Source organism: Ruegeria sp. BB7 (assembly GCF_056539365.1).
Window position 1 is genome coordinate 453,518 of the sequence record NZ_JBQFUV010000001.1, and the last position, 18,424, is coordinate 471,941.

Here is an 18,424-nt window from a genome sequence, read left to right on the forward strand (position 1 = left end):
GCATCCTCAGCTTCCTGGGCGCGGCGGGCATTCCTCACCCACCACCGTTCCGTCATATGCCTTTTCACCGCAATTGTTCAGCGCGTGCCAGACAAAGCCTTTGCCATCTGTGGTCACGGCCACGATTCGGTCTACGCCATAATGGATGTTCTTGGTGCCCAAAAATGCCTGCGCCCGCCCCGACTTCAGCGCCTCGGCGATTGCCACGGCGTCATAGCAATCAAACCAACCCGGCGCTGTCAGCGGTTCGGGATTTTCGACTGACTGAAAGGTCTCCAGTTCCTCGCTCGTCAGATTGGTTTCGAAACACGCCCGGTATCGGATCGGTGAACTGTCCGCATCAATTGCTTGAAACGCCGAATAGGGTATCGGTTGCGGCTCAGCCGCCCCTTTCGCCAGCAATGCCACATCCTGCCCCGGTCTGGCCTCAACGTTATAGTAGAACCCGTAGACCTGCAGGTAATACATGCCCACCCCGGCCAACACTGCGGAAACAAGAAGGATGATTGCAAGCAGTTTTCCGGTCATCTTCGATACATCCTGATCACGCGGCCTCTTTCAACTCGGCAGAAAATAGGCCAGTTTCCAATCTGATACAGGTCGGAACGAGGCTATTCGAATGGACATGACCCTTGCCGTTGGATTCTTCGGCGCGCTGTTTGCGATCATGAACCCGATCACCAACCTGCCCGTATTCCTCAGCGTAACCGACGGGTTGACGCCAAACGACCAGCGTAAGGTTGCGGTGAAAACGGCCACTTATTGCCTGATCCTCGGCGGCTCCTTTGCGGCCATCGGCAACCAAACCCTGGGTCTTTTCGGGATTAGCGTCGACGACCTGCGCGTCGCAGGTGGACTCGTCGTGCTCATGATCGGGCTGAACATGCTGAATGGCAACGAAAGCACCTCGCACCACGGAACGAAGGGGGAAAAACAAGCCTATCCCGAACCCGCGACGGTCGCCTTTTACCCATTGGCCTTTCCTATTCTGGTTGGCCCCGGCACGATCACAACGCTGATCCTGTACGCTCACCATATCGCAAAGCCCATGGATGCCATCATCTATGCAGGCGTGTTTCTGGTGGTCCTGCTCCTGCTGTTTGTTACCTTTTGGAACGCCTCGGCCCTGGCCAAACGGCTGTCGGACAACGCCCGCGTGATCATGAGCCGTTTCATGGGCATGATCCTGTCGGCCATCGCAATCGGCATGATAGCGGATGGCCTGAAAGTGCTGTTGCCAGGATTGGCCTGAGCGCCCCATCAGGCCTCGAACCCGGCGGCTCCGGTCTGGACAAAAGCGTCGGCGCATTGCTTGGCCAGCGCCCGAACCCTGCCGATGTAAGCCTGCCGCTCCGTTACCGAAATTACGCCCCGCGCATCCAGCAAATTGAAAATGTGGCTGGCTTTGATGCACTGATCGTAGGCGGGATGCGCCATGATAATGCGCTTGCCAGTCTTGGGATCATCATGTTCCTGCGCCAGAATACTGGCGCATTCGGCCTCGGCCTCTTCGAAGTGGCGCAGCAGAACCTCTGTATTGGCCACATCAAAGTTCCACCGGGCGTATTCTTCTTCGGTCTGCTTGAAGATATCGCCATAGGTTAAAGGGCTGACTGACTGAGGATCGTTGAACGGCATGTCCATAACGTGGTCGATGCCCAGCACATACATCGCCAGACGCTCCAGACCATAGGTCAGCTCGCCGGATACCGGCGCGCAGTCGTGGCCGCCGACCTGCTGGAAATAGGTAAACTGGCTGACTTCCATGCCATCACACCAGACCTCCCAGCCTAATCCCCATGCGCCCAGCGTAGGGCTTTCCCAGTCATCCTCGACAAAGCGGATGTCGTGCAGGTTCATGTCGATACCGATGGCCTGAAGGCTGCCCAGATACAGCTCTTGCAGGTCCGGCGGGCTGGGTTTGATCAGCACTTGGTATTGATAATAATGCTGCAATCGGTTCGGGTTCTCGCCATAGCGGCCATCGGTCGGGCGACGCGAAGGTTGCACATAAGCCGCGGCCCATGGTTTTGCCCCCAACGCGCGCAGCGTCGTCGCCGGGTGGAACGTGCCAGCGCCGACCTCCATGTCATAGGGCTGCAGGATCGCGCAGCCTTTCGAGGCCCAATAGTTTTGAAGCCGCAGGATAATTTCCTGAAAAGAACGTGGTGCGCTGGACGGTTCGGTCATGACATTCCCTTTGGGCACATCCGCGCCCGGTTCCGGTCGGTTTTGCCCTTCCTATGCAAGGGGCCAAGGGGCGTCAACGGGCCAATGGGTCTCTGCTGTCACTGCGCCGCCACACTGGAAATTCCCCGTATTACGGGCATGGCTTTCTGCGTCTCAAATCGCATACTCTGCCGCAAAGCTAAAACACTGCGGACACGGGCAGACAATGATACGCATATTCACTGCAATTTTATTTCTTATAAATATCGGCGCGCATACCGTTTCAGCGCAACAGGACACCGGCGTCTGGGTTCAGGTCGAAGCACGCCCTTCGCTGCGCGAAGCGCAGGAACGCGCGCAAGCCTATGCAAACATCTTGCCTGATGTGAACGGGTTTCGCTTGAGCTCTGGCTGGTATGCCATTGTTATTGGACCTTATTTGCGCAGCGATGCCGAGCAGGTTTTGCGCGTTTATCGCGCCGAGGGGCAGATTCCGGCCGATAGTTATATTGCCTTCTCTAATTCTTTGGATCAGCAATTCTGGCCTGTCGGAGCAAATATCCTTAACCGGGGCGTGGTCACGCCACCGGTCGACAGCACGCCGCAACCCACCCCAACCGTGTCGGGACTGACGCCCGAACCTTCGGATGAAACACGCGCCCAAGCATTGCAATCCGAACGTCTACTGACCGCGCAAGAACGTCGTGACCTGCAAACCGCCCTTCAAGCCGCGGGGTTTTACAATTCTACGATCGACGGTGCATTCGGTCAGGGGACGCGGCGCTCGATGGGTGACTGGCAGCGTTTCAACGGTTTTGAATCCACAGGCGTTCTGACAACATCACAGCGCAAGGCGCTGATGGACGACTACAACGCACCGCTGATCAGCGTTGGCATGGAGCGTTATTCGGACTCGCAGGCAGGAATCGACGTGAACCTGCCTCTGGGGGTCATTGGCTTTGACCGCTACGAGGCCCCGTTTGCGCATTTCAAAAGCAAAGCGGATCTTGACGCCCAAGCACTGCTGATAAGTCAGGAGGGCGACAAGGCCACACTGCGCGCCCTTTACGAGGTAATGCAATCGCTTGAGATTGTCCCTTTGGACGGGCCCAGAGAGCTGCGCGGCAACCGCTTTACGCTGGAAGGTCGTGGCAATGGCATCGTATCCTATACACAAGCGGCGTTGGACGATGGGCAGATCAAGGGCTTTACGCTGGTTTGGCCCGAGGGGGATGAGGACCGCCGGGCGCGGGTTCTGGCCGCGATCAAAGCCAGCTTCGCGACAAACAACGCCGTATTGGACGCTGGCGCGGGCGGGGATGCAGAACAAAAAATCGATCTGATCTCTGGTCTGCAGATTCGCAAGCCGCGCCTGTCCCGCTCTGGTTTTTTCACGGATACCAGCGGCACGATCCTGACCGTGTCCGAGGCCACCGACAGTTGCACCCGGATCACCCTGAGCGACGATCAGGAGGTTCAAGTAGCTTGGGCTGATGCCGATCTAGGCATAGCTGTCCTGCGCCCCCGCCGCAGTCTTGCCCCGATCAATATTGCCGAATTCAGCGATTCCAAACCCCGTATTCAATCTGAGGTCGCGGTATCCGGTTTCTCGTATCAAGGGGCGTTGGGCGCGCCGACGTTAACCTATGGCCAGATCACAGACGTGCGCGGGTTGGACGGGGAAGACGGCGTGAAGCGTCTGGCCTTGGCGGCCCAGCCAGGCGACGCAGGCGGTCCTGTGTTTGATGACGCCGGTCAGGTTGTCGGCATGTTGCTGCCTACCCCGTCTGACGGGCGCACCCTGCCCGCCTCGGTCAGTCTGGCCGCCACTGCAGAGCGGCTGAACACCGTCTTGGAAAAAGCGGGTGTGACCGCTCAGCCCGGTCAGCCGGGATCGGAAATTTCACCCAATGAGCTGAGCCGCAGGGCCAATGGAATGACCGTACTGGTGCATTGTTGGGACTAATGATACCCAAAAGAGAGAAACGCCGCCTTTTCGGGCGGCGTTTTTTTTGGCTAAACGACGTCGGGCGTTAGCCGGATCAGAGTTGGAACCGGTGCTGCAAAGGCGGCTCGTACTGCGGCGTGCATCTCGTCCAAGCTGGACGGAGCAGCGGACAAGGCGCCAAATGACTCGGCCAGCTTGCAGAAATCCGGGTTGCGCGCGATCACTGCGTTAGGCGCGATCTGACCATGGACCATGCTATCCTCGATCTCTTTCAGCTTGCCGTTATCCCAAAGAATAATTGGCAGCGACAGGCCCAGTTCGACCGCCACGCCCAGTTCCGCCATCGTGTATTGAAACCCGTAATCCCCCGCGATCACCGCCGTTGGCTTGCCACGACGCGCTACGGCTCCGCCAATTCCGGCCGGCAAGCCATAGCCCAGCGTGCCGAATCCGGTCGGATGGTGCCAGTGGTAAGGATAGACCATGTCCCAAACCTCTTTGGCTACATAAGCGAGTTGGGTCATGTCGGAATAGATCATCGTATCCGCGGGCATGGCCTCACGCAGAGCATTTAGCACCGGTACAATACCCGGGCGTTCGACATCCAACTCAGCCCTCCAGCGGCTTCGGGCTTCGGAAACTTCCTCAGGTGTCCAGCCCGTCGCGGGTTTCACATGATCTATCGCCCCCCAAAGCGCCTTGGCAAAGCTTTGACCGTCCGCCTGCAACTTGATTCCTGCGCGGTGGTGGTCAGACAGAACCTTGGGGTCGAGATCAATGCGCACCAAGTGGGCGGAGTGCCCTAATTTGTTTCGCCAAAGATCGACTTCGCCGAGTTCCGCGCCTACTACGACCACGAGGTCAGCCGAACCGATGACCTCAACGCTGCCGGGGCGCGGAAGCATTGCTCCAAAATCTAACGCGTATCCCTGCCCCGCCATGCCGCGCCCTGCATAGGTTGTGAAACAGGCCGCGCCCAGTTGGGTCAGAATCTGTCTCCACAGATTGGACCGTGCCCCGCCCCCCAGAATGAACAAGGGCCTGCGCGCAATGTTCAGCAAGGATAGCACCGGCGCGACATCCGGTGGCAAGACCTGTGCCCGTAGACCGGGTTGATTGGGAAACGGTGCCGGATCGGCCTCGGCCTCAAGCTGTGCAATAGGCACCTGAATGTGTTTCGGACGCGGGCGTGAAAGTTCGAATTCTTCAAAAGCACGCTCGACCAGACCATAAGCAGCCTCGGCGGTGTTCGCCTGACGCGACCAATCCGTCACCGTCTCGGCAGCGGCGCGCTGATCCTTCATCTGGTGCAATTGTCCGTGAACTGCCTGCGTTTCGTCCAGACAGGATGACATCACCAACAGCGGCACCGAATCCGTGTAGGCCTGCCCCATTGGTGTCATGATGTTGCACAGCCCTGGCCCTGTAATCACATAGGCGACGCCCGGTTTACCAGTTGCCCGGGCATAGCCATCGGCCATGAACCCGGCGCCCTGCTCATGTCGGGCCAAAACATGGGTGATCCCCGCCTCTTCTATGCCCCGGTACATTTCCTGATTGTGCACGCCGGGAATCCCGAAAATCACATCAACGCCGCGATCTTTCAGCATGTGCGAAATCTGGGCACCCAGTGGTCTTCTCATCAGTTTCTCCAGAATTGAACGGTGAACAGGGCGTAAACGGCCAGCAACTCAAGCCGTCCGACCAGCATACCGATAGACAACAACCACTTGGCCGTGTCGTTTAGCCCTGCAAAATTTCCCGAAGGTCCGATCTGCGCACCCAGCCCCGGTCCCACATTGGCCAGCGCCGTGGCAGCGCCCGAGACCGAGGTAATGAAGTCCAGCCCCGTCAAAGCAAGCGCCCAGGCCAACACGCCCAGCGACAGAACGAAGAACATAAAGAAACTCATCACCGAGGTCAGGACATCCGTTCCGATCGTGCGCCCGCCATATTGCGGGATAAAGACACCATGTGGCGACCGTATGCGGCGGATCTGTGTTTTGATCGACGCAAACAACAGCTGATAGCGGAATATCTTGATCGAACAGGCCGTCGAACCCGCGCAGCCTCCGATCAATCCGATCAAAAAGAACAGCATGACGGGAAAACTGCCCCAGCCCATATAATCGACACTGGCATACCCCGTGCCGGAAATGATTGAGGTGATGTTGAAGAGCGATTCGCGAAACGCCTGTTCCCAATTGTGCGGAAAGACCGATGTCAGGAACACTGCCATGACCACAACCAATACAATGATCGTGGCAAGAAAGGTCTGTATCTGACTGTCCTGCCACAGAGGATTTGTATTGCCGTTTGCGAACTGAACATACCGGACAAAGGGCAGCGCCGCGAGGATCATAAACACCGAGGCCGCGTACTCGGTCGGGCCGGAGAACGTCGCGAAGGACGAGTCATAGTTCGAGAACCCGCCGGTCGCGATGGTCGTCATCGCATGCACTGCGGCGTCAAAGAAACCCATGCCCAAACCGGCGTAAACCAGAGCACATACAAAGGTCAGAAAGACGTAGATCAGGGAGATTTGGCCCGCAATCTCTTGAGCACGCGGTAGGATTTTCCCCATCGTTTCGAAACCTTCCGAACGGAAGATCTGCATCCCGCCTACTCGAAGCTCGGGCAGGAACACCATGGCGACCACAATGATCCCGATACCGCCCAGCCATTGCAGCACCCCGCGCCACAACAACAGCCCTTGGGGCAAATCATCAAGGCCGGAAATAACGGTCGAACCGGTGGTGGTTAGCCCGGACATCGCCTCGAAATACGCATCGACAAAGCGCAGTTCCGTCGCACCCAATTGAAACGGAATTGCACCAAAAAACGGCAAAGCCACCCAGACACCGGTGGTCAGCAAAAAGGTCTGACGGATTGTCAGACCTTCGCCTACCCCGTTGGAGCAGCTGATAGACAGCACAACACCGGTCAGCATGGTGATGATGCCGCTTTCCAGAAATACATGCCACTCGCCCCGACCTTCGATGAGGTCCGCAAGCATAGGCAGCAGCATGGTCGCCCCAAGAATGGCGACCAACAGGCCAATCACATATCCAACCGGGCGCATGTCCGTCATGAGGCGCAGCGTTGGCGCGCCTGCACGACTGTGTCAAGCGGATGTCCCGATTACTCGTCCGTTTTACTTGCGGGTGTGGGCATTGCGGGCGGGTTCGACGGCGCGCGCGTCCGGCGCTGTGGTGGTGCAGCCTGAGCAGGTTCAGCCTTTGCTGCTGTTCGAGCCGCAGTTCTTTTTGCGGGTTTCGCCGCAGCCTTAGGGGTCGCAGGTTTACGCGCGGCGGGTTTTGTCGGAGCTTTTGCAGCCACTGGCGTAGATGCAGGTTTTACGGCAGCCGGTTTGGCCGTTTCCTTTTGGGCTGCGGGTTTGGCTGCCGCAGCGGTTTGACGAGCTCGAACCGCAGGCTTTGCGGGCGCAGCCGCGGGTTTCGGTGCCTGCGGTTTTGCCTTGTTGGCCGAATTTGCCGCCGCCGGAGCAGCCGGAGCCTTGGCCGTGACCCGCACTGGTGATTCGGCCTTAGGTTTGGGTGCCACTTTGGCCCGAGTCGCAGATTTGGCTTTCGACGCTGGTGCTGCCTTGGGCTTGGTGACAGCCGCTTTAGACTTGAATTCTGGCTTGGGTGCTGCTGGCGCAGGAACCGAGCAGGATGCGTGCAGCGCGTGCACCGGAACGAACGGTAGCTCCATCGCCGAGTTGGCAAAAATTTGCATGATCTTCAGTTGGTTGCTAACCGCATAGCCGGCCATACGAATAGCCGCCACCTGGAATTCCAGCGGTTGGGTAATCGGATTCATTCGTCATTTCTCCTGTAAAAGCGATACAGCCGTTAAAAGAAAGATCGTCCGCACTCCGTCCGAATTTCTCGAACGGGATAACAAGGCCTGAAGTCCCGGGGCGTCGCACGTCTCGGTTTCCTTTCAGAGTGGCGTGATCGCACGCCACGGCTGCATACTTAGATATTTTAGCGCGAAAGGCAGTGCGCGCGCAGCATAATTCGCTGCGGTGCGGCAAAAATTCGCCTATAGTCTAACTTTGAGACTTTCGATCGCGCTGCTCAATCACCCAACATGGAACAGAGTCGAGAACAGGCGCGGGTCAAGGCTGGAGGAAACAAAGGTCGGACCTTCGGTCAGAACAGACACCGCATCATGGCTGTGCAAGCTTTCCTGATGGCTGGCCACCACACGGAAATCACCGACATGGTGATCGGCCAAAAGCTCGGCACAGAACAGGCGCGCGGCGTCTTCCACAAAGATTGGGTTGGCAGCATTCAGTTCTGCAAATGCCTGCTCGTCCTCGCGTTTGACCATTACTTGCGTTTCGGTCGGCACCGCGCGACGGCAGAGCGCAATCAAGTCTTCGAACCACAGGCAATCCGCGTCACAATCCACTACAACCGAAATCCGTGCGACAGAACGCTGCGAATGCGGCGTTGCAAGCTGTCCGCGCTGCGAACGGGCATGTTCGCTGAGTTCCAGAGAACACGGACAGGTCGAGGAATAGACATAGTCCAGATGCATGATCTTCTGGCGCACGCCGTTCTGTTCGACCAGTTCCAGCGCGATGTCATAATACTGATAGCCTTCCAGCCCCGAGCGCAGGCTTTTCACGCGATCCGGGTAGGAAAAGCGCATCTGAATGCGCGCATCAAAACTGTCCAGATCGGTCATGTAATCGTCCAGCGCAGCTTCCATAACTTCAAAGCTGAATGTGCGCTCGGCATGTTTATAGAACGAGCGCATGATGCGGGACATGTTGATGCCCTTTTTCTCGGCATCAAGGCTGACCGTTCCCGTGACCGAGGTTTCCAACGTCAGGTCCTCACCCTGTTTGCGGTGAAACCGGATCGGCAGGCGGAAATTCGAGATCCCCACATGTTGCAGCTGCTGTTTGGCCCCTCGGATCAAGCTGGACGGACCGTTCTGAAGATCTGGCAGGGTCGCGCGATAGGCTGCGTCAACCTCAAACTCTTCAGGATAGTCACGTGACAAAGAAGGATAATTGACCGGAACAAGCCCCGGCACCAGACGTGCAATCGCCGGATCAAGCTGACTGATCTCGGCCTCAGTTACGGACTCGGCCCATTTGCGCAGGATTTTCAGCGCAGCGGCGGCCTCATCACTGTCAGGTGCGTTATCAATGTCACGTGGGTGCAGATTCATTGATCAGAGCTCCTCAGTTGGTCGCCGGACTATATACAGCTACGACGCATTTTCCAGTTTAACCGTATACGCTCCAAAGCACAGCCCGGATGAGTTTCCACACAGAAGGTGACACTTATGCCCAATCATGCGGTATCAACCCGGGCTTAGCAGGATATAGAACGGTTTTAGCGCTGAGAAACGTCCAATGCTTGCTTAATATCGGCAAGCAGGTCACCAGCGTCTTCCAAACCAATGGACAGGCGGATCAGGCCGGGGGTGATGCCCAGCTCATCTTTCTGCTCATCGCTCAATCTCTGATGAGTCGTGGTCGCCGGGTGCGTTGCAATCGACTTGGCATCGCCTAGGTTGTTCGAAATCACCGGGATTGTCAGCGCGTTCAGGAAGGCAAACGCAGCCTCTTTCCCGCCTTTGATGTCCAGCGACAGGACCGTGCCGCCCTTGCCGCCAAGCTGCGTCTGCACCAGCGCGCTCTGCGCGTGGGATTTCAGGCCGGGATACAGCGTCCGCTCCAGTGCACCATGACCTTCCAGTGCCTCTGCCACCATCTGCGCGGTTTCAGCCTGTGCATTGACCCGCAGCGCCATGGTCTCAAGACCTTTCAGCATGATCCAGGCGTTGAACGGGCTCAGCGCACCTCCGGTATGCTTCAGATAAGGTTCAACGGTGCCGCGGATAAAATCCCTCGTGCCGATGATGACGCCGCCCAGCGCACGCCCCTGCCCGTCAATATGCTTTGTGGCTGAATAGACAACCACATCTGCACCTTGCTCGATCGCGCGCGAGAAGACCGGAGTCGAAAAGACGTTATCCACAATCACCAACGCGCCGACCGCATGGGCAAGGCTAGCAACCGAAGCAATGTCGATCACCTCAAGCGTCGGATTCGACATGGATTCAAAGAACACAGCCTTGGTGTCTGGCCGGATCGCCTCTTTCCATTCATCCAGATTGGTCCCGTCGACAAAGGTCACATCGACACCAAAGCGGGTCAGAATGTTTTCGACAATATACAAGCAGGAGCCGAACAACGCTTTGGCCGAAACGATATGATCCCCAGCCTTCAGCATCGAGGTCAGCGCCCCGTTCACGGCCGCCATGCCAGACGCCGTTGCAAACGCGTCTTCCGCCCCTTCCAGCGCGGCAATACGCTGTTCGAACATCGACACGGTCGGGTTTCCGTAACGGGCATAAATGAACTCGTCCGGGCCGCATTCCAGAAAACGCGCCTCGGCTTGCTCGGCGTTTTCATAGACAAAGCCTTGGGTCAGATAGATGGCCTCGCTGACCTCATTATATTGGCTGCGACGGATGCCGCCGTGGACGGCTTGGGTGCGTTTGTTCCAGCTCTCGCTCATGTCAATCCTCTCGACCCTTGTCTGGCAAGGGCATCAAAAAAACCCCAGACGCGGTCAAGCGAAAGGGGCCTTTCATCCTGACCTTTTAGCGGTGTTGTTTAGCGTGGCCCGCAATCCGGTAACAAATCGCCACGTAGCTTCCGCGACGCAAATACGCCGCGCGCCACTGGCAGTCAAGCCCGGCCCCACTCTGTCACGCTTTCGTAACACCCTCTTGCCGATTACACAGAAAACCTCATGATCCTCTGAAGCTGAGGAGATATCATGATCGATCTATATTTCTGGCCCACGCCGAATGGCTGGAAGGCTTCTATCGCGCTGGAAGAGATGGAACTGCCTTATACCACCCATCTGACCAATATCGGCAAAGGTGATCAGTTCGACCCCGAGTTCCTGAAGATCTCCCCGAACAACAGAATGCCCGCCATTGTTGATCCCGACGGTCCGGACGGTGAGCCGGTTTCCGTGTTCGAAAGTGGCGCGATCCTGATGTATCTGGCCCGCAAAACCGGCAGGTTCTATGGCCAAACCGAACGCGACCGGATCGCGGTCGAAGAATGGCTGATGTGGCAAATGGGAGGCGTCGGTCCGATGGCCGGTCAGGCGCATCACTTCTTGAAATATGCCCCAAACTTGGAGCCACCGCAGGACCTGCCCTATCCCAAAGACCGCTATCGCACCGAGGTTGGTCGGTTATATGGAGTGCTCGACCGGCGATTGGCCGAGAACGAATACGTTGCGGGCGATTTCTACTCCATCGCCGATATGTCGATCTGGGGCTGGGCCAGCCTGTGGGAGGGCCAGCAACAAGTGCTGGAGGACAAACCTCACTTCGCCCGTTGGCTGGAAACGGTCAGTGCACGCCCGGCGGTTCAGGCAGGGCGCGCGTTGCATGCGGAGTTGCGCGGGGATCATCGGGACAAGCAGGCGCAGGGGGTATTGTTTAAGCGATAAGCCACATTGATCCAATGTCAGTACGAGCCCAAAGCGGACAATTGATGGCGCAGTCGATCACTCCTCTTCTTCCAGTGTTTTGGGATATAAATGCTCTGTGATACGCTTCCACCCAATCAGACAAACATTCTCTTCTGTCGAAATGCCCGGATCGACGGCGTGTTCGCCAAAGTCACTCCAGAAAGAGGCTCCGGTTCACCATCTCAAAATGCCGACGATCCGCCGTGAAGCAATAAGGAGAAGAAAGTGAAAGGCGACTCAGGCTTTCAATTGAGACAGGGCGGCCCGGAGGTCTATGAACGCTGTTGGGTCCGCGCCCAATTGGCTCGCGCAGCTGAAGAACTGGTAGAAGCCGTTGATGTTGTCTCTGGGGATCGGGTCCTTGATGTCGCCTGCGGGACTGGCGTGGTGGCTCGCACCGCCGCCGCCCGGTCGGGACAGGCCACTGACGTAACCGGTGCCGATGTCAGCGCTGATATGCTAAATGCAGCCGCGCGCTTTGCCGCCGAGGCTGGTATTGCTGGCATCACATGGATAGAATGCGACGCCGCTGAGATACCCTTGGACGATGCCAAATTCGATGTGGTGCTCTGCCAGCAGGGCCTCCAGTTTATGCCGGACAAGCCCGGTGCGATGGCCGAAATGGCGCGCGTGTTAAAGCCCGGTGGTCGGATTGCCCTTAGCGTCTGGAAAACTCGTTCTCCAATTGGTACTTCCTTCGCAAAAGTGCTCGACAGGTATTTCGGCGACGGGACTACTGCGCCATGGGAAATGGTTTATTCACTTGGTGACCGCGAGCGCCTACACGACTTGGCCTCGGGATCCGGATTCCGCAACGCGCATGTCACTTTTGATGTGAAGTTTGCTCGCCACCCCGATCCGGATGCATTCATCGCTGGGGCAATCGCAGGCTCTCCAATTGCCGGAACCATGGCTGAATTATCCGAGACTGAGCATGATAAGCTGATCGGAGAGATTGTGGCCGAGCTTTCGCACTGTCATGATGACGATGGTCTCGCCGTTCCAGCGGAATGTCTTACGCTGACGGCAAGGAAATAGGACGTCCGCGTTGTCTGTATAGCGGACCTACCCCTCACCCCGCACCAGCACATCCAGCATGGCCGAGATATCCTCGATCTCTTCCGCGATCACATGGGTCACTGAATGCGCCCGCTGCATCCGGCCTGTGACCTTCAGCAGACGCCCCGAGATCACTGCACGGCGGAACTGCTCATAAATCTTGCGCCAGACCACCACGTTCACGATGCCGGTCTCATCCTCAAGCGTGACAAAGATCACCCCCTTGGCCGTCCCCGGCCTCTGGCGCAGGATCACTAGCCCAGCCACCGTCACACGCGCGCCCTCGGGCGGATCATTCAATCGGCTTGCGGGCAGGCAGGATGGCGGGCGCGGCCAGTCGCTATTACGCGAAGCAGGGATAGGGGCAACAAGCATGTGAACAAAAATAGAACATGTGGTGAGAAAGTCCACACACGGCGTGCAGAGTCGCAAATGAGGCTGGAAAGACCTAAATGCCTTCACTAAGGAAGACTTCGACAATCGAAAAAGGAAGACGCACGCAATGGCAAAGATCACCTATGTCGAGCACAGCGGGACCGAACATACAGTCGAGGTCGCCAATGGTCTGACCGTCATGGAAGGCGCCCGTGACAACAACATCCCCGGCATCGAGGCCGATTGCGGCGGCGCTTGCGCCTGCTCGACCTGCCATGTCTACCTCCACCCCGACTGGGTCGAGAAGGTTCCAGCCAAAGACGACATGGAAGAGGACATGCTGGACTTTGCCTACGAGCCCGACCCTGCCCGCTCGCGCCTGACCTGCCAGATCAAGGTCACGGATGAACTGGACGGTCTGGTGGTACAGATGCCCGAAAAACAGATCTGATGATCGCCAAAGCGCCGCGCTTATCCGTCCGCCTGTGGCAAGATCGGGTACGCGGCGCGCTGCTGGCGTTGAGCTTGTGGCTGGCGGGAGAAACGCCTGCGGTTGCCGAAACAATTACAAGCGCTCGCTTTACAGAACCCACCACACGCTATGCTCACGGTGTCCTGGGCGACAATATCGAGTACAGCGCGCTGGAATTGACGGTCCAAGGCGACACGCTCACCATCCGGCTGCCCTCAGATCGGGTGTTTGAAGACCTGGCTCCACGACTGGTAGATATAGACTTGGATGGCAAACCAGAGGTCATTGTCGTCGAATCCCACAATCGAACAGGCGCTCAACTGGCGATCTATGACAATGGCGGAAGGAAAATCGCCGCCACGCCTCATATCGGCACCCGGTTTCGCTGGCTCGCGCCAATTGGCGCAACAGACCTGGACGGCGACGGCTTTGTGGAAATCGCCTATATCGACCGGCCTCATCTGGCCAAGACCCTGCGAATCTGGCGTTTCAAGGATGGAGACCTGGCCGAGATCGCTACCCTGCCCGGCCTGACCAACCACAGGATCGGTGAAGACTTCATCACTGGCGGGATCAGAGATTGCGGCACCGGCCCCGAAATGATCGTCGTCAGCGCCGGCTGGCAACAGATCGTCAGCGTCAGACATGAAAAAGGTTGGAAAACGCAGACGTTATCCCCGTTTAGCTGCAAAGCAATGAAACAGGCTTTGACCTGCACACACTAGACCCAACCGCAGCCCGCACCAGCGGGCTGCCCGGCCCAAGGCCTTTGGCGTTGCATCTTTGATGCAGCGTCAGGGCGCGGGAGGCTTTGGGATCAAAGCGCCCGCCAGCCGATGTCGCGACGGAAGAACCCATCGGGCCAGTCGATACCGTCCACCATTGCATAGGCCCGATCCCGCGCCTCCTGCAGTGTCTCGCCCCGCGCGGTGACGTTCAGGACACGACCACCCGAGGCCAGCACCTGCCCGTCCGAGGCTTTGGTTCCGGCGTGGAAAACCATGTTCCCGCTATCCTCGGGCAGGTCCTCCAATCCTTTGATCACACTGCCCTTCTCATACGAACCCGGATACCCATTTGCCGCCATCACAATGGTCAGGGCGTGGTCATCCGCCCAGTTCACCCGAGCCTCACCCAGTCGGCCTTCGGCAGCGGCGTGCATCAGGTCCATCGCCTGCGCGCCAAGGCGCATCATCAAAACCTGGCACTCGGGATCGCCAAAGCGCACGTTGTATTCCACCAGACGCGGCTGGCCGTCCTTGATCATCAGACCGGCATAGAGAACGCCCTGAAACGGCATCCCGCGCCGTTTCATCTCGGCCACGGTGGGCTTGATGATCTCTTCCATCGCGCGTTCTTCAACCTCGGCGCTTAGAACAGGCGCCGGGGAATAGGCGCCCATGCCGCCGGTGTTCAGGCCCGTATCGCCCTCACCTACGCGCTTATGATCCTGCGCGGTACCGACAGAGAGAATATCCTCGCCATCACATAAAACGAACAAAGAGGCCTCTTCACCTTCCATGAACTCTTCGATGACCACTTCAGCCCCGGCCCCTCCAAAGGCACCACCGAACATATCGTCGATCGCGTCCAGCGCGGTTTGCTCGTCCATTGCGACGATCACACCCTTCCCTGCAGCCAGACCATCTGCCTTGACCACAATCGGCGCGCCTTGCTCTCGAATGTACTTTTTCGCCGGCTCGGCCTCAGTGAACCGGGCGTAACCCGCCGTCGGAGCACCGGACGCATCGCAAATCTCTTTGGTGAAGCTTTTCGAGGCCTCCAATTGCGCCGCAGCCGCTGAGGGTCCGAACACCAGCACGCCCGCCTCGCGCAGGCGATCCGCCACTCCGGCGGCCAGAGGCGCCTCGGGACCGACAATCACGAAATCAATAGCGTTTTCCTCGGCAAAGCTGACCACGGCCCCGCCATTCTCGATATCCAGTGCGGCGCAGTCCGCGATCTGCGCGATCCCGGCATTGCCCGGCGCCACAATCAACCGGTCGCATTTGGGGTTTTGCATCACCGCCCAGGCCAGGCTGTGTTCCCGCCCACCACTGCCGAGAATGAGGATATTCATGACTACTCTCCGATCTGCTTGGCCTCGCCTTGCGGGCGTTCTAAGCTGGGCAGGCATTTGACACAAGGCGCTGAAATGTCCGACTTGCTTGACGACCCAATTCCCGGCCAAAACACCCCTGAATATACCGTCTCGGACATCTCGGGTGAGGTGAAGCGCACGCTGGAAGGCGCGTTCGGACGAATCCGTGTGCGTGGAGAGGTCGGGCGCGTGTTCAAGGCGCGCTCGGGGCATCTATATTACGACATCAAGGATGACCGGAACGTGCTGGCCTGCACGACGTGGAAGGGTCAAATCTCTGGCCTGTCCGTTGTCCCTGAGGAAGGGCTTGAGGTCGTCGTCACCGGTCGGCTCACAGCCTTCGGAGCTCAGTCGAAATACAATCTGAACGTCGATGAGGTTGCGGTTGCCGGGCAAGGCGCACTGATGGCGCTGCTGGAAAAGCGCAAGAAACAGCTTGAGGCCGAAGGGTTATTTGCACCCGAACGCAAGAAGCCGCTGCCTTATCTGCCGCAGATTGTCGGCGTGGTGACCTCGCCTTCGGGCGCGGTGATCCGGGACATTCTGCACCGCCTGCGCGACCGCTTTCCGCGCAAAGTTTTGATCTGGCCAGTGGCCGTTCAGGGATCGAACTGCGCCCCCGAGGTCGCCAATGCAATCGAGGGCTTCAACCAACTATCGCCCGGCGGGGCACTGCCACGGCCCGATCTGATCATCGTCGCCCGAGGCGGTGGATCGATCGAAGACCTCTGGGGGTTCAACGAAGAGATCGTGGCACGGGCTGCCGCGGCTTCGGACATCCCGTTGATATCGGCTGTGGGGCACGAAACCGATACCACGCTAATCGACTTCGTCTCGGATCGCCGCGCACCCACCCCAACCGCTGCTGCCGAACTGGCGGTTCCTGTGCGGATGGAGCTGCTGGCGTGGACCGGCGAACAAGGCGCACGTCTGTCCCGCGCCGCAACGGATGCCGTTCAACGAAGATCACAGCGCCTGCGCGACTTGTCCCGTGCCTTGCCGCGCCCAGACAGCCTGTTGAACACTCCGCGCCAACGCCTTGATTTAATTGCAGATCGCTTGACACCAGCGCTGGAACGCGGTGTGCAGAATCGCCATTTGCAAGTGGTGAAACTGTCGGCCCATCTACGCCCATCGACCTTGCGCAACCTGGTTACAAGCCGTCAGGAGGCGGTCCGCAACCTGTCCTCTCGCCTGTCTCTGCGCCCGATCCAGCGCGAGATCGAGGTACAGCGTCAAACCCTCTCCCGCCTAAGTGAGCGCATGATCACAGCCCAGACAATAAGACTGGACCGGATGCGGCAACAGTTGGACGCCACCGATCGTTTGCGCGAAACACTCAGCTACAAAGCCACATTGCAGCGAGGGTATGCCGTGGTGCGTGCCGATGATCAGGTTCTGACGACCAAGGAACAGGCCGCCAAGCACAGCTCACTACAGATCGAGTTTGCAGATGGTATTCTGAACACTGGCCAATCCTCAGCGCCGCGGCCAACCGCGAAGAAAGCACCCAAAAAGGACGCGCCAGATCAGGGGTCACTGTTCTGAAACAAGCCTAAGCACCAACATCCGGTCCGTAGCAGACCATCTCTTCGTCAATATCTTCGGCCTCATAAAGTTCCGTTTGCTCCGGATCACCTTCGAACTGCGCGATCAGGCCGTTCCCTGATCGGGTAAACACCCAGCACTGCGGGTCCAGACGATCTTCGTAAAGGAAACAAATCTGGCCACCCTGCTCGTACCAAATGCCTTCCTTGCAGTCGCCATCTAGAAACGACCAGATTACCCGGCGATTGGGCAGATACCGTTCAACGCCATAAACCTGCCCCTGAAACCCATAGAAAAGTGTTTTCCCGCGTGTGTAATCGTCAAAATCCGCCCCCGAAAGCGCGGATTGGGCCGATGCGGAATACGCCGGCAAAAAAAGAAGAATCGCAAGGAATCTGAGCATGAACACATTGTGTCAGATGTGATTGAGCCGCGCCAATCACCATTTCCACATAATCATCTGCCTCAACGTCACCGGTTGAAGTGAATCAACTACTCGCCCCAAGCTTCTGAAAACGGAGAAGTTTCCATGGCGAACGCCTTAATTTACGTCGCAGCTGTCTTTGCATTGGCCTATCTGCCCCTCTCGCCGCGCCCTGCAACCACTTTGCGGTCGTTCGTAAAGACAGCGTCGGTGGCTATTCTGGCCGTGATCGCCTTACTTAACGAAGCTCCGCTGCCTCTGGCGCTTGCTCTCTCATTTTGTGCCGTTGGCGACGCGCTGTTGTCGCGCGAAACGGACAACACCTTTATGGCCGGCATCGGCGCATTCGCCGCCGGACATCTGGCTTATATCGCTCTGTTTCTAACCTACCCCTCCAGCGACCCCACGCTGATCCTCGACCGGTCCGGATATTTCTGGTCCCTGATCATCCTCGGCATCGTGGCAGCAACCCTGCTTGCCCCGCGTGCTGGAGAGCTTAAAAAACCCGTTCTTGCCTACATCCCGGTCATTCTAGGAATGGGAATCACAGTCCTGGCACTACCGGAAACCGGTTCGCTGCGATGGGCCCTGCCTGCGGCCCTGGCCTTTGTTGCTTCTGATCTGATCCTGGCGACCGAAAAGCTTCTGCTGCCAGCAAATCATCCCGCCCTCAAAATCACGCCATATATGGTCTGGTCCCTCTACTGGGGTGCACAAGCCGGATTGCTGGTCGCGTTTCTCTGACCCTTTGCAACTGCCGCAAAACCGCATTAGGTGAGGAGAACACCTGCGGAGACCAAAA

General features: G+C 58.0%; 18 protein-coding genes and 1 riboswitch. Of the genes, 8 read left to right on the forward strand and 10 right to left on the reverse strand.

What is annotated here, in order from left to right; genetic code table 11:
- Positions 1-6 precede the first annotated feature (6 nt).
- A complete protein-coding gene (locus ACR0D7_RS02210; protein WP_480677553.1) occupies positions 7-528 on the reverse strand; it encodes a DUF6446 family protein in 522 nt (173 codons plus the stop codon).
- Positions 529-619: 91 nt separating this feature from the next.
- Here ACR0D7_RS02210 and ACR0D7_RS02215 point away from each other — a divergent pair, with 91 nt between their 5' ends.
- A complete protein-coding gene (locus tag ACR0D7_RS02215) occupies positions 620-1,252 on the forward strand; it encodes a MarC family protein (RefSeq protein WP_480677554.1) in 633 nt (210 codons plus the stop codon).
- A gap of 8 nt (positions 1,253-1,260) precedes the next feature.
- On the opposite strand, the gene ACR0D7_RS02220 is transcribed toward ACR0D7_RS02215, so the two are convergent.
- Positions 1,261-2,190 carry a glycine--tRNA ligase subunit alpha gene (locus ACR0D7_RS02220; protein ID WP_480677555.1) on the reverse strand — a complete coding sequence of 310 codons (930 nt, stop codon included), beginning with the start codon at positions 2,188-2,190 and terminating at the stop codon, positions 1,261-1,263.
- Positions 2,191-2,395: 205 nt separating this feature from the next.
- Between ACR0D7_RS02220 and ACR0D7_RS02225 the strand changes: the two genes are divergently transcribed.
- Complete coding sequence (locus tag ACR0D7_RS02225; RefSeq protein WP_480677556.1) at positions 2,396-4,135, forward strand: serine protease; 1,740 nt, start codon at positions 2,396-2,398, stop codon at positions 4,133-4,135.
- 50 nt (positions 4,136-4,185) lie between these two features.
- On the opposite strand, the gene ACR0D7_RS02230 is transcribed toward ACR0D7_RS02225, so the two are convergent.
- From ACR0D7_RS02230 to metZ, 5 genes are all read right to left on the reverse strand, one after another.
- Entirely contained in the window at positions 4,186-5,760 is a 1,575-nt protein-coding gene (locus ACR0D7_RS02230) for a thiamine pyrophosphate-binding protein (protein WP_480677557.1), read from the reverse strand.
- Positions 5,760-7,208, reverse strand: a complete 1,449-nt coding sequence (locus ACR0D7_RS02235) for a TrkH family potassium uptake protein (protein ID WP_480677558.1) — start codon at positions 7,206-7,208, stop codon at positions 5,760-5,762. Before ACR0D7_RS02235 ends, ACR0D7_RS02230 begins: the two co-directional genes overlap by 1 nt.
- Before the next feature lie 50 nt (positions 7,209-7,258).
- On the reverse strand, positions 7,259-7,942 hold the full coding sequence (locus ACR0D7_RS02240; RefSeq protein ID WP_480677559.1) for a hypothetical protein: 684 nt from the start codon (positions 7,940-7,942) through the stop codon (positions 7,259-7,261).
- Positions 7,943-8,206: 264 nt separating this feature from the next.
- Positions 8,207-9,310, reverse strand: coding sequence for a GTP cyclohydrolase FolE2 (gene folE2, locus ACR0D7_RS02245; RefSeq protein ID WP_170381536.1), 1,104 nt, complete (start codon positions 9,308-9,310; stop codon positions 8,207-8,209).
- A gap of 167 nt (positions 9,311-9,477) precedes the next feature.
- Positions 9,478-10,668 carry an O-succinylhomoserine sulfhydrylase gene (gene metZ, locus ACR0D7_RS02250; protein ID WP_480677560.1) on the reverse strand — a complete coding sequence of 397 codons (1,191 nt, stop codon included), beginning with the start codon at positions 10,666-10,668 and terminating at the stop codon, positions 9,478-9,480.
- Positions 10,669-10,733: 65 nt separating this feature from the next.
- Positions 10,734-10,811: riboswitch (SAM riboswitch) on the reverse strand.
- A 121-nt stretch (positions 10,812-10,932) separates the two neighbouring features.
- Between metZ and ACR0D7_RS02255 the strand changes: the two genes are divergently transcribed.
- Together ACR0D7_RS02255 and ACR0D7_RS02260 are read left to right on the forward strand one after the other, a co-directional pair.
- The gene (locus tag ACR0D7_RS02255) at positions 10,933-11,622 is read left to right on the forward strand and encodes a glutathione S-transferase N-terminal domain-containing protein (RefSeq protein ID WP_480677561.1); all 690 of its coding nucleotides are present in this window, start codon (positions 10,933-10,935) and stop codon (positions 11,620-11,622) included.
- A gap of 246 nt (positions 11,623-11,868) precedes the next feature.
- Positions 11,869-12,681 (forward strand): class I SAM-dependent methyltransferase, encoded by an 813-nt coding sequence (locus ACR0D7_RS02260; protein WP_480677562.1) that lies wholly within the window; start codon positions 11,869-11,871, stop codon positions 12,679-12,681.
- A gap of 27 nt (positions 12,682-12,708) precedes the next feature.
- Here ACR0D7_RS02260 and ACR0D7_RS02265 read toward each other — a convergent pair whose 3' ends face one another.
- Positions 12,709-13,077 carry an OB-fold nucleic acid binding domain-containing protein gene (locus tag ACR0D7_RS02265; protein WP_480677563.1) on the reverse strand — a complete coding sequence of 123 codons (369 nt, stop codon included), beginning with the start codon at positions 13,075-13,077 and terminating at the stop codon, positions 12,709-12,711.
- Between the two features lie 127 nt (positions 13,078-13,204).
- Between ACR0D7_RS02265 and ACR0D7_RS02270 the strand changes: the two genes are divergently transcribed.
- On the forward strand, positions 13,205-13,528 hold the full coding sequence (locus tag ACR0D7_RS02270; protein WP_170324526.1) for a 2Fe-2S iron-sulfur cluster-binding protein: 324 nt from the start codon (positions 13,205-13,207) through the stop codon (positions 13,526-13,528).
- Positions 13,528-14,274, forward strand: coding sequence for an FG-GAP repeat domain-containing protein (locus ACR0D7_RS02275; protein ID WP_480677564.1), 747 nt, complete (start codon positions 13,528-13,530; stop codon positions 14,272-14,274). The genes ACR0D7_RS02270 and ACR0D7_RS02275 overlap by 1 nt, the downstream gene beginning before the upstream one ends.
- A gap of 92 nt (positions 14,275-14,366) precedes the next feature.
- On the opposite strand, the gene purD is transcribed toward ACR0D7_RS02275, so the two are convergent.
- Positions 14,367-15,629, reverse strand: coding sequence for a phosphoribosylamine--glycine ligase (gene purD, locus ACR0D7_RS02280; RefSeq protein WP_480677565.1), 1,263 nt, complete (start codon positions 15,627-15,629; stop codon positions 14,367-14,369).
- A 75-nt stretch (positions 15,630-15,704) separates the two neighbouring features.
- Here purD and xseA point away from each other — a divergent pair, with 75 nt between their 5' ends.
- Positions 15,705-17,198, forward strand: a complete 1,494-nt coding sequence (xseA, locus tag ACR0D7_RS02285; RefSeq protein ID WP_480677566.1) for an exodeoxyribonuclease VII large subunit — start codon at positions 15,705-15,707, stop codon at positions 17,196-17,198.
- A gap of 7 nt (positions 17,199-17,205) precedes the next feature.
- Here xseA and ACR0D7_RS02290 read toward each other — a convergent pair whose 3' ends face one another.
- Positions 17,206-17,601, reverse strand: a complete 396-nt coding sequence (locus ACR0D7_RS02290) for a hypothetical protein (RefSeq protein WP_480677567.1) — start codon at positions 17,599-17,601, stop codon at positions 17,206-17,208.
- Positions 17,602-17,727: 126 nt separating this feature from the next.
- Here ACR0D7_RS02290 and ACR0D7_RS02295 point away from each other — a divergent pair, with 126 nt between their 5' ends.
- Positions 17,728-18,366: a lysoplasmalogenase family protein gene (locus ACR0D7_RS02295; RefSeq protein WP_480677568.1), complete on the forward strand. Its 639-nt coding sequence runs from the start codon at positions 17,728-17,730 to the stop codon at positions 18,364-18,366.
- The last annotated feature ends 58 nt before the right edge of the window (positions 18,367-18,424 follow it).